We start from the raw sequence: 11810 nt of genomic DNA, 5'->3' as shown, positions 1-11810 counted from the left end.
ATTGCAATATACTAATTTACCGTCGATTACGAAAAAATAGTAACACTAAATTATCGCTTTTTTAGTGATTATTTTAATCTGTTAAAGTAGAATTAGTTATCAATACAAATTTACTTGAGATTCATCCCTGATATGTTTCATATTTCCGGGGAAATTTTACATGATTTTAATGAATCCAATGTAAAACGAACTGAGCTATGGTTTTGTTTATAAAAACATTAACCACATCATTCCAACCATTGCTGCACCTCCCAGTCCCCAAATCATTGCATTATTATTATGGTGATTCATATTGCTATTGGCAATGTATTTTTCAGGGGCCTGTTTAAACTCATCCAGACAATCTTGCGTATGGAAATAATAAACAGAATCATCGTATTTATATGATATATTTTCCGATGCCTGCCTTATTGAGTTGCCACAAACCGGATCGGTATATCTGACTCTGCCTGAAACCTGCTGATTCGTATTTACATGTCCTAATCCCATGGTCATACAGGAGGAGGTTAGTAATGCAAGAAGCAATACCGTTAATGCTTTAAATATTAATTTTCTCATCGATGTTTTCCCTTTCTTTAATTGTTATTTAGTGCTTGCAAGAAAACGACAATTGCTGCGTTACGCTTGACTTCAAAACAGTCATCCCGAAGCATCGGGACTCCTGTTTTTCAGCCATCTCAAGCCTTGCCTGCCTGCCGGTAGGCGGGCACTTGCCGCCTTCTTGCAAGCACAGGTTAAAAAACATGAGTTTTCTTGCTGACACTATTTACTAGTGTTGGCTGAATGATTTTAGAATTATTGTTTAATTCCTTGAAAATGTAAATCATCAGAATTATCATCCGGATTCATGCGGAAGGTGTACGAAAAAGAATGGTTTCCCATATCAAAACCTCCAAAATGTTCGTCATCTTCATCATGTTCTTCACTTTTATGATGCATCCATTGGGTTTCACCGTTGTACATATCATCCATCATACCGCCCGCATGTCCGTTACCGAGCATGTGGCCATACATTTCTTCAAAGTCGTTGCCTGTGTCACATACATACGCACTATCGTGGTGTTGGTAATAGTTCATTGTTTAGGTAGTATCGAAACCATCCGCGTAACAATGCACCTGAATTTCGTTGTCCCCTGTAAGCGTAATTTCAGAGGTTGCATCCATTTGGTCAGAGCCACCATTAATGGTTTTTAGTGTTAAGCCGGTTAGAGTGCCCTCGTAGACCCCTTCAATATCGGGGATGGTAGTTTCTTCTTTTTCACAAGCTGCAAACAAAGCCAAAAAAGCTATGGTTATTGCTGAAAATTTCATTGTTGTTTTCATGAATTTCTGATTTAATTAAATTTAACTTTTCGTAAACGTAAGGCATTGGAAATGACTGAAACCGAGCTGAAACTCATAGCAGCAGCAGCGATAATAGGACTGAGTAAAATTCCAAAAAACGGAAATAAGATACCTGCAGCCACAGGTACACCCAGTGCATTATAAACAAAAGCAAAGAATAAATTTTGCTTTATATTACGCATTACCTTATGGCTCAATTTTCGGGCTCTTACAATGCCATCCAACTCACCTTTAACCAGCGTCACCTCGGCACTTTGCATGGCGATGTCGGTACCCGTTCCCATGGCAATGCCCACATCAGCTTGTTCCAGGGCCGGAGCATCGTTGATTCCATCACCTGCCATGGCAACCTTTTGGCTCTGAGCCTGTAGCTCTTTTACCTTCCTGAATTTGTCATCGGGCAAACAGTCGGCTTCAAAACCATCCAGTTTTAATTCATCTGCAACAGCTTTTGCCGTAAATTCATTGTCGCCTGTAAGCATATACACTTTCACGCCCATACTTTGTAAATCCCGAATGGCTTTAGCCGAAGATTCTTTAATGGTATCAGCTACGCTCACAATCCCCTCGACCTTATTGTCAAATAAAAGGTACATAACCGTTTGGCCGGTTAATTGCCATTTTTTTACCATTTCTTGTTGTTCAGACGAAAGGGTTGCACCAAAATCATCGGCTAACCGGTTGTTACCAAGTCCCACTTGTTTCCCGTCAATAATTCCTTTAACGCCTTTTCCGGTTACTGCTTCAAATTGTTCGACCTTTTGTAGTTTAATCCCTTTTTCTTTTGCACCTTTTACAATTGCTTCTGCAACCGGATGTTCACTGTTGGCATCAACTGATGCGGCAATCCTGAGAATATCTGTTTCCTCCAATTCTCCGAATGAGTGAAAAAGTTTTAATGCAGGTTTTCCTTCGGTAATGGTTCCTGTTTTGTCTATAATCAGGGTGTCCACTTTGTTCATTTCCTCAATGGCGCGGGCATCTTTAACCAGCACGCCGCCCTGAGCCATTCTTCCCGAGCCTACCATAATAGACATGGGTGTTGCCAGACCCAGAGCGCAGGGGCATGCTATAATAAGGACTGCAATTGCATTGACAAAAGCGTACACATAAGCCGGTTCAGGCCCCCAGATTGCCCAGACCGCAAAAGTTATAATGGCAATACCGTTGACAATTTGTACAAAATATTTTGCCACAACATCAGCCAGTTTCTGAATGGGAGCACGGGAGCGGCTGGCCTGATTGACCATTTCGATGATTTGAGCCAGAAGGGTATCATTTCCCACCTTTTCAGCTTTCATTTCGAAAGAGGTATTTCCGTTGATAGTTCCTCCGGTAACTTTGTCATTTTGAGATTTATCCACCGGGATCGGCTCCCCGGTAATCATACTTTCATCTACAACAGCATTACCTGTTGTGAGCACACCATCGACCGGTATTTTTTCCCCGGGGCGTACCCTTAAAATATCAGCTTCCTGCACTTCTTCGAGAGGAATTTCAGTTTCTTCCCCGTTGCGGATAACTCTTGCCACCGGTGGCACCAAATTCAGCAAGGCTTTGATGGCAGAATTGGTTTTGCTGTGAGCCCTGAGTTCGAGTACCTGACCTAATAACACCAGCGTTAAAATAACTGCTGCAGCTTCAAAATAAAGATGGACATTTCCGTTTGCATCTTTAAATTGCTCAGGAAAGGCCTCCGGAATGATTAAGGCAAATACACTGAATATATAAGCAGCGCCAACACCTATGGATATTAAAGTCCACATGTTGGGCTTCCAGCGAACAATAGAACTCCAGCCACGCTTAAAAAACTGCCAGCTGGAATAGAAAACAACTGGTGTGGCCAGTATAAATTCAGTCCAACCCCATACTTTCCTGGAAGCAATTTCGTCCAACTTTAGCAAGGGGAAAAATTCCGACATGGCAATAATAAATATCGGGATAGTAAGTACTGTCGCCACCCAAAATTTCTTTGCCATTTTTTTGTAGGCTTTTTCTTCCTCGCTGGTTTCTTCTGCTTTTTCAGGCACCAGATCCATTCCGCATTTCGGACAGTCGCCCGGGTGATCCTGTTTCACTTCAGGGTGCATCGGACAGGTATAAATGGTTTTCTCGCTGCCGGAAACCGGACTTTCTTCTTCTTTTTTCAGGTGCATTCCGCAAACAGGGCAATCGCCCGGTTTATCGTAGGTTTTTTCGCCTTCGCAGTGCATGGGGCAATAATACTTTCCGCTGCCACCTGAATGTGTTTTATGACCAGTGTCATGTTTGCGTTCATCATGATGATGTTGTTCATGGTTGTCCTCATGCTTGTGTTCCCCATGATGATGATTATGGTTCTCATCGTCAACAGGCACCAAATGCATGTTGCAGACAGGACAATTCCCGGCCTTATCATACACTTTGTTACCCTCGCATTTCATGGGACAGTAGAATTTGTCATGCTTTTTTTCTTCCATGTTGTACAGTTTTTATTAGACTCCAAGGTTTCTTTTCTTTATTTCGTACTCTTCTTTGTCAATTGCACCAAGTTCATATCGTTTTTTGAGAAATTCGAAAGCTTTTTTTGGGCTTCTGTGTTGTTAACTTTATTACCCTGATGGGGAGAACTAACAACGTTCCAAATTATCGCAGCAACCAATAAAAGGACTAATATCCAAAACCATCCCATACTAAAATCTATTTCTGTGAACCATGCAATTTTAACTCCTTACGTTGGGATGTTTTATCATAAAAGGCTAAACTTTAATCCTAAGTATTATAATTCTTCTTTGATCTCGCCGCAAGTTGGCATTTTGGCTCCCATGTAAGGATTTCTGATTTCCTTGCTGTCACTTATCCAGTAGGCTCCTTTGTTATCAAGAGCCATTGGGCAGTAAGCAGCGAACAGATTACCCTGTTTTAATCCGAAGCTTTTAATGGTACAATACATAATTTCCGAAAGATGACTGAAATAGGATCGTTTATTTTCAAGTCCCGAGATATGCTTCATCTCTTTCAATTTAGCGTCATATAACGTTTTATGGTTTTGCCAAGCCTCCAGCCCTTCGCCTTCCAATTGTTCCGGAACCACCGCCGAAGCTTTTTCAGCCATTAAACCGACCGCTATATTTACAGCTTCTTCGTCGTCTGACACCAATGCATCTTTAAGTCTTAAATAGGCATCGATAACCTGTTCGAGTTCATTTTGTGTTTCTTTACCAACCGGGTATTTTTCTTCCAGGATTACAATATCTTTATGTGCAAAATTTTCTGCCAGACCGGAGTGTTGTTTGTGCATAATGTCAGATGAACTTTCATGTTCACCACCTTCTGACATAGAACCATGTTCGGTTGGCGTGACATTAGAGGAATCCTATTTCTGCTTACTCCCTCCTCCGCAAGAAGTTAAAACCACAGCTAATGCGAAGGTTAAAGCTACCGCTAATAAAATTTTTCTTTTTGTCTTCATAATTCAATGTTTTAATGATTCTTATACGCTGATTTTCTTATTGAAATATTATAAAATGTAACAGTAAGTACATGCCCTGATGAGCCAACTGATAATAAAGGTTTCTGCAATTCCAATCAACCCTTCCCTCCGGGAGCTCTGCGGATAATTACTCTGTCACCCTTATCATAAGTGAAATAACTCCAAAGCCAGTTGATCGCAACCAAAATTTTATTCCGGATTCCCAAAATGGACATTAAATGAATGAACGACCATATCAACCAGGCAATGAAGCCACCTGTCTCCAGGTTTTAGGAATTCAAAACAAAAATGTCAGATGTGGCTTGTTGCTATTTTACATCTCAAATTTGTATTACTTCAATGAATCCAATCCATCATTGAGGGAGCTTAATTTTTGTTCTTTAAGCATTTTGAAATAAGACGGACTATAACCTGTAACTTTTTTAAACTGGCCGGAGAGATGAGCTACACTACTAAACCCTAATTCCCATGCAATTTCAGTCAGGGGCTTATGATCATAAAGGATTAACTTTTTTACCCGTTCGATTTTAAGATTTATAAAGTATTTTTCAATTGTGACACTCTCAACCGATGAAAATAGTGAACTCAGGTATGAATAATCAAGGTGTATTTTGTCGACTATGAAATCAGATAAGTTGCGTTTTTCCTCCCATTCATTTTGATAGACATAATCTATAACCGTTGTTTTAATCTGCTCTATTAAGCGGGTTCCGGAATCATTGATAATCTCAAAACCGACATTTTTCAAATTTTCATTAATTTTATTCAGGATCGTGTCGTTAATTTCGTCGTAGGTTTCAACTACTCCTAATCGGATCTTGCTGACTTTTATTCCGGCATCCTGGAAAATTTGTTTAACCGCCATAATACAACGGTTACAGACCATATTTTTTATTTTTACTTCCATCTGTCTATAATTGTTCCTTAATTTCTTCGCAACGGTGCAATTCTCCACCCATGTACGGATTATGGAAAATCTTTCTGTCGCTTATCCAATAAGCCCCTTTTTTATTAAGTGCCATTGGGCAGAATATGGCAAACAGGTTACCACTCTTTAAATCAAAGCTTTTAATGGTGCAATACATAATTTCTGAAATATGGCTGAAATAGGAAAGTTTGTTTTCAAGGCCTGAGATATGCTGCATTTCTTTCAACTTTGCCTCATAGAGTATTTTATGGTTTTGCCACGTGTCAAATCCTTTTCCTTCTAATTGAGAAGGAACTACGGCCGACACTTTTTCAGTCATCACTCCAACCATTTTGTTCACCTCATCAATGTCTTCTTTTACCAATGCATCTTTTAATTGTAAATAGGCATCAATAATTTTTTCCATCTTGGTTTTGGCATTTTCGGAAAGCTGGTAGGGTTGGTCAAGAATGACAATATCTTTGTGCGAAAAGTTTTCCGCCAGGCTGTTGTGTTGTTTGTGCATTTTATTTGTTTCTTTTTCGGCATCAAGGGCTTTCGATACAGGCATAGACCTTTTGTCAGATGGAATTGATTCGGAAACTTTCTCTTTCTGCTTATCGCTGCCCACACATGAGGGTATGATCAATGCGAAGGAAAGGGTCATCAAAACCATGAATCTTACTTTTGTATTCATAAGTCAACTTTTTTAATGGATGTATACAATATCTTTATCTTTGTCAAGTTAAAATTGAGTTCTTGCTGATGGTTTTGAGTTTAGGATCAACAGCAAAAAATTTATGTGGGTTGGGTTTATTTTTTCAATCAGAAATGAAGGGTTTAATTCGAAGGGATATTAATCTATCTGATTGATTCCAGAACAAAACTGTAGAGAATAGGGCCTAATCTAACGGTTGCCGTAAATACCTGGGTTTCAAAAAGAAAATATCAATGTTTCATCTTTCCCTATAAAACCATCTTGAGAGTGCCTGAATATTAGCATGTTTTTGTCTTTCTGTGTTTCAAATATTTTCAGGCTGTTGCTATTTGGTACTTTTAGTAAAGATTCACCAGTTTCGTTTACAATGTTCAAGGTGTATGTTGCTGAATTTGATAATTTTTCAGGGTCTTCAAAACTGTCCAAATTTGAATAATGCACACAGGAATATATTACCTCAACCAGGGTGTCATTGTTAAATTTATCCACTGAAACATGTTTAATTTCTTCCAGTGTGTGTCCTTTAGGTAAAGGAAGAGAAACTTCTCTCCATAATGTTTGATCCAGGTCATATATCAGGATTTTTTTTCCGGGCTTATTATATCGGACATATTTTATGGCGCCATCTTCCATTTGAAAAGTTTCATATATTTCACTGAGTGTGTTTTTGTATTTGATTTGTGAAAAAACATCAGTTGAAGAGATGATGGCTAACAGGAGAATGAATTGTTTAACTTTCATGACTCGTGGTTTTAGAATTGAGTAATACTTTTTTACGTCAAATTTGCAACAACAACTAACTTTGCCAGAAATAAACTTATGCCAATTGTCTGGTTTGCAGATATTGGACCGTTTCCTTGGTTGTTAATGGGTTTGTAATATTGCCGGTTCTCAGGTAAAAAATGGTTCGGTTACCTTCCTGCAGATAAATTGGATTGTGAGCTGAATTTATATGGATGAGGCATATTTCCCGCGATTCCAGGTTCTGAAAGGTTATATGGACATTGGAACATATATCCTTTCCAAAAGCATTGGAAATTAATGTAATTACCCTTTGTTGAAATCCGTCCTTATTTTTCCTTTTTAAAGTCCAGTAATCGTTTTCAAGGCCCAGTGTTTTGCCCTCATCGTCAACCCCAATAATTAATATTCCTCCCTTGCCGTTTAAGAAACCTGCTATTTCTTTCAGAATCACCGTCTCTAAATTTTTGTCAGTTTTAATTTGCCGGTAATCATACCGAAGGGAAGATTTAAACTCAACATAATCATTTTGGCCACTTGCAATAAGTGAAGGAATACTTTTGTTAAGTAGTTGTCGATTGCCAAATAATCTATGCTCTCTTCTTTTGAGGGTACGACTGTAAAATCCGGAACCGAGACCACCTAATAATCCAATAATGGCAAAGGCCGCAGACATTTGTGACATCTCAGGACTGAATGACTCGAACACTAAAAAGTTAAATAGATATTTGAAGTTTTCGAGATTTAATAAATAATCATTTCCTTCGAACCAGAAGATGCTCATGGCTATTGGATGCAATAAGAAGAAGCCAAGAATAATTCCAAAAACAGGATGAAGGATTAAATCTTTATTGTTGTTTAAGATGTATTTGAAGGTAGCTGGTTTCATCATTTAGAATTTAAGTAAGAATGCATTTTGGAATTATCAAATACAAAACAGGGGAAGCTGAAAGTGATGGAATAATAGCCTCCCCCGGAAAGTATAAACTCAGGGAGAGACTATTGAATTAAAGATTAATGGCAAGAATGTCCATCATGGTTATGTTCTTTTTTACCATGGGCATCCTTCTTTTCCATGCGCTCGTATTTGCAACATCCCGGAAGTTTGTCATAAGCTTCATCTGAAGCTTTATGTTTTCCGGTATCATGTCCCACTTTGGTAATGGCTTTTTGAATGTCGTCCACAGAAGTTTTAGATTTGTCAAAGACAACTGTTGCCATCATTGATTCCTGATCCCAATCGGCCTTGCTCACGCCTTCCACTGAATTTGCAGCCTTTTCTATTCGGGATTCGCACATGCCGCATTTGCCTTTTACTTCAAATTTTTCGGTTTTGCTCTGAGCAAACATTGCTACCGAACCAATCAGGAATACGGTAAGCAGACTTAACATTTTTCGTTTCATAACATTTTAATTTTTAAGAGTGAATAAATAGAATTGTCATTGTTTAAATAATTGGAAACCAATGCCAGGGAAAAGCCCCATGATGATTCATTTATTTTCATCGATGCATGGTCATTGGTTTCTAAACTGATTCAACACCTGAATCATTATTTTTAATTTTATGAACTTCATCGACAGAAGATATCAGAATTATCCCATCTCCCTGATAACCGGTTCTGCCTTTCTCTCGAATGATGGCAGTTACCTTTTTTTTGACACTGTTGGGAATCAGAATTTCTATTTTGGTAACCTTACAGGCATCGGCAAAGGGATACTTTTCACTTATATGGCTGTCTTCACTGTCGGTATATTTTCCGGTACCGTCACATTCCACCAGAGTCATGGCTCCAAAGCCTTCAGATTTTAAGGCATTGTAAACTTCTTCAACTTTCCGGTGGCGGATATATGCTTTAATTAGTTTCATACGAATAAAATTGATTAATTATGGTTTTATGGAACTCGCTTTATTGATTTTGTCCATGTTCATGGGAAAATCATTATCATGTTCGTTTCATACTTTTATTTTTTACAATCGGTTAATTCACTTACGATACAGCCTGAACATTCGGCTGTTTGGTCTTTACCCTGTTCTTCCTTATTTTCAGAATTGTTAGCAAGTGATGCTGCTAACAAACCCATTGCAAGTACCAATAAGAAAATAGTTGGTAATAGAATATCCAGTATCATAAAAACCTCCTTTTTTAAGTTTCTATTGTAAATTTAATGAAGGCACGGTGGCTTTCTGTTACAGAATTTATTGAAAAACTTACATCAGTAGGTTTTTTACCCTTATTTTTTAGGAAGATCCGGATTACAGCAATCAGGCTTGCCTCCTTTAAAAGCTTCTTTATTGCCTTTTGCAATGTATTGTACTAATTTTTGCAACCACCCGCGTGATTTGTTAGTATCATCCAGAAGGGGAAAGCCTGCATTTTCCAGTTTTTCTCTTAGAACATTTTTGGTTTGGACATAGCCATTGTAGGCAATGATTACTTCCTTTTCTGAGGCCTTTACCTCTGCAACTCCTTCCAGTTCGGACATTTGGTGTGTGATTTCGGCAATGTCTTTATCCGATAAGGAAGTTGAAAATTGAAAGGAACTTGTTAAGATACTTTCGTCCATGGCTGTTTGGTTTTTGAGTTTTAAATAAGAGAAGCGACATGCGGGAAATGAATGCCGCTCCTCTCGCTGCAAATCCACTCTGCAATTATTTCAGCTTGTCTTTCACTTCTCCGCACTCCAGCATCATGTCGCCATAGTATGGGTTGCGGATATTCTCTTCAGTGCTCAACCAGTAGGCCCCTTTATCGTTGTTGGCCATTGGGCAGAACTGGTAGTAAACAGTTTTTCCGTCCAATCCGAAAGCCTTAAGCTTATTGAATAATATGGGCCCGACAATTACAAAAGCATCACGTTTTGCTTCCAGATCTTCTGCTCCGCTGATGGTTTTCAATGCTGACTCCATCTTGTCCAGGTTTTTCATCCAGAACATGTGAGCGTCTCCTTTGAGCAGAGCCATATCGATATTGTTGAGTGCCTGGATGACTTTCTTTGCCTGGTTAGCAGATTTCCTGGCATCTGATTCTACCAGAGCATCTTTCATTTCAATGTACTGGTCAAAGAGAGCAGCCAGTTGCTTTTTAAATTTTTGTGGAACCTGATAATTTGGAACCTCGTTATCGTCAGCTGACAAATTGGAACCTTCCATATTTTCCATTTCTTCAGAGGTCATATTGCCATGGTTGTGTCCGGTTATGGGCTTGCCACCTTCCGGACTCATCATGCTGGGTTTTCCGGCCAGCTGGGCAGCGGCATCGATGCTGAAAGTCCCGTTGACAGCAATTTCCTCACCCGCTTTAAGACCTTCTTTTACAATGTAGCTGTTGCCAAGATCGTGGCCAAGAAGCACCTTACGCATAACGAAGCTAACATTGTCTTCGGTGCTTGTTTTGACATAAACCACAGAACGCTTACCTGTCCACATTACAGCTGACTTGGGAACAACGATACCTTCTTCAGCCCCTGAAAGTCGGGCCTCGACTTCGCCCGAAACAAACATTTCAGGCTTCAGTTTAAGATTCGGATTGTTGACCTCAAGGCGGGCTTTGGCCACCCGGGTTTTGGCGTCAATAACCGGATCGATGTATGAAATCTTTCCTGAAAAAGTTTCTCCCGGGAGGGAGGCAACAGTAAATGTCACTTCATCTCCTTTGTTGATCCAGGAGATGTCACTTTCATATACATCAAACAGTACCCAGACAGTTGATAAATCGGCGATTTTGAAGATTGTTTCTCCCCGTTTCACATAGTCACCCAGATTTACAAGTTTTTTGGTTACGTACCCTGAGACATCAGCCAATATTGGTAGTTGCTCTTTTAGTTCTTCTGATGCGAGAATCTTATCAATTTGTGCATCGGTGAGCTTCCAGTTTTTCAGCTTTTCATATGATGCCCTGTACAGCTCTGGTTGAGTCTCTTTCAGCTCCCTGGCTTCAAATAACTCTTCCTGGGCCGTCACTAATTCAGGGGAATAGACATACGCTATCGGCGAACCTTTTGTCACATACTGACCGGTAAAATTGATGGTCAGTTTTTCAATACGACCGGGCACATGTGATGTCTGGGAATTGACCTGTCGCTCATCAGCTTCTACTTTTCCGTCAAGACGAACGGTTTTATGTGCCATTCCTTTGGTCACTGTTTGCGAATGGATATTGGCCAGCTGCATAGCTGTGGGGGACATGCGGATTTCACGCGGATCAGTCTCACTTTCATCTTCTTCCAGCGGGATAAGATCCATTCCGCAAATGGGGCAATCGCCCGGTTCGGGCTGCTTAATCTGAGGGTGCATAGAGCAAGTCCAGGTGGTTGATTCTCCTGCCTCAGCTTCGGTGTGTTCATGATCGTGGGTCGATTCAGAATCAGAACCGCCAAAGAACAGCCAGCCCAGTAAAAGTCCAGCTACCAAGGCTGATCCAATGATGATTATGCTTTTTTTATTTGTATTCATGATATTTGGTTTTGAGCCCTCTAAATCTGGCCCCCTAAATCCCCCCAAGGGCATTGCTGTAAACTTAAGCTCTTAAAAACCTGATAATGAATTGATAAGAGAAGATACAAGGAGGCTTTCGCCTCCCACTGCAGAAAACGCCCTCATACCTAATTTTTTTTGGCCAACAAATTGT

14 protein-coding genes are annotated in these 11810 nt (G+C 39.7%); all 14 read right to left on the bottom strand.

Features of this window, described 5'->3' with window-relative positions:
* Positions 1 to 207: 207 nt before the first annotated feature.
* The 14 genes from BM130_RS14740 to BM130_RS14680 all read right to left on the bottom strand — a co-directional run bounded on the left by BM130_RS14740 (position 208) and on the right by BM130_RS14680 (position 11635).
* Positions 208 to 558 (bottom strand): YHS domain-containing protein, encoded by a 351-nt coding sequence (locus BM130_RS14740; RefSeq protein ID WP_010526150.1) that lies wholly within the window; start codon positions 556 to 558, stop codon positions 208 to 210.
* Between the two features lie 237 nt (positions 559 to 795).
* Complete coding sequence (locus BM130_RS14735; protein ID WP_044138305.1) at positions 796 to 1077, bottom strand: hypothetical protein; 282 nt, start codon at positions 1075 to 1077, stop codon at positions 796 to 798.
* 3 nt (positions 1078 to 1080) lie between these two features.
* Entirely contained in the window at positions 1081 to 1323 is a 243-nt protein-coding gene (locus BM130_RS14730) for a hypothetical protein (RefSeq protein ID WP_029626438.1), read from the bottom strand.
* 11 nt (positions 1324 to 1334) lie between these two features.
* The gene (locus BM130_RS14725; protein WP_010526147.1) at positions 1335 to 3803 is read right to left on the bottom strand and encodes a copper-transporting P-type ATPase; all 2469 of its coding nucleotides are present in this window, start codon (positions 3801 to 3803) and stop codon (positions 1335 to 1337) included.
* 299 nt (positions 3804 to 4102) lie between these two features.
* Positions 4103 to 4663 (bottom strand): DUF3347 domain-containing protein, encoded by a 561-nt coding sequence (locus BM130_RS14720; protein WP_010526146.1) that lies wholly within the window; start codon positions 4661 to 4663, stop codon positions 4103 to 4105.
* A 484-nt stretch (positions 4664 to 5147) separates the two neighbouring features.
* Positions 5148 to 5702 (bottom strand): helix-turn-helix domain-containing protein, encoded by a 555-nt coding sequence (locus tag BM130_RS14715; RefSeq protein ID WP_237706070.1) that lies wholly within the window; start codon positions 5700 to 5702, stop codon positions 5148 to 5150.
* A gap of 25 nt (positions 5703 to 5727) precedes the next feature.
* Positions 5728 to 6420 carry a DUF3347 domain-containing protein gene (locus BM130_RS14710; RefSeq protein ID WP_010526144.1) on the bottom strand — a complete coding sequence of 231 codons (693 nt, stop codon included), beginning with the start codon at positions 6418 to 6420 and terminating at the stop codon, positions 5728 to 5730.
* A gap of 237 nt (positions 6421 to 6657) precedes the next feature.
* A complete protein-coding gene (locus BM130_RS14705; protein ID WP_010526143.1) occupies positions 6658 to 7182 on the bottom strand; it encodes a hypothetical protein in 525 nt (174 codons plus the stop codon).
* A gap of 76 nt (positions 7183 to 7258) precedes the next feature.
* The gene (locus BM130_RS14700) at positions 7259 to 8074 is read right to left on the bottom strand and encodes an AlbA family DNA-binding domain-containing protein (RefSeq protein ID WP_010526142.1); all 816 of its coding nucleotides are present in this window, start codon (positions 8072 to 8074) and stop codon (positions 7259 to 7261) included.
* A 122-nt stretch (positions 8075 to 8196) separates the two neighbouring features.
* Positions 8197 to 8586 (bottom strand): heavy-metal-associated domain-containing protein, encoded by a 390-nt coding sequence (locus tag BM130_RS14695; RefSeq protein WP_010526141.1) that lies wholly within the window; start codon positions 8584 to 8586, stop codon positions 8197 to 8199.
* A 121-nt stretch (positions 8587 to 8707) separates the two neighbouring features.
* A complete protein-coding gene (locus tag BM130_RS14690; protein ID WP_010526140.1) occupies positions 8708 to 9049 on the bottom strand; it encodes a P-II family nitrogen regulator in 342 nt (113 codons plus the stop codon).
* A 95-nt stretch (positions 9050 to 9144) separates the two neighbouring features.
* Positions 9145 to 9312, bottom strand: coding sequence for a hypothetical protein (locus BM130_RS15510; RefSeq protein ID WP_157998090.1), 168 nt, complete (start codon positions 9310 to 9312; stop codon positions 9145 to 9147).
* A gap of 102 nt (positions 9313 to 9414) precedes the next feature.
* Positions 9415 to 9825, bottom strand: a complete 411-nt coding sequence (locus tag BM130_RS14685) for an LDCC motif putative metal-binding protein (protein WP_237706069.1) — start codon at positions 9823 to 9825, stop codon at positions 9415 to 9417.
* Positions 9826 to 9832: 7 nt separating this feature from the next.
* Positions 9833 to 11635 carry an efflux RND transporter periplasmic adaptor subunit gene (locus BM130_RS14680; protein ID WP_010526138.1) on the bottom strand — a complete coding sequence of 601 codons (1803 nt, stop codon included), beginning with the start codon at positions 11633 to 11635 and terminating at the stop codon, positions 9833 to 9835.
* Positions 11636 to 11810 lie beyond the last annotated feature (175 nt).

Origin of the sequence: Thermophagus xiamenensis (assembly GCF_900112795.1) — a bacterium.
In the GTDB taxonomy this organism is placed as follows: domain Bacteria; phylum Bacteroidota; class Bacteroidia; order Bacteroidales; family Marinilabiliaceae; genus Thermophagus; species Thermophagus xiamenensis.
This window is presented reverse-complemented; position numbering and strand designations above follow the sequence as displayed.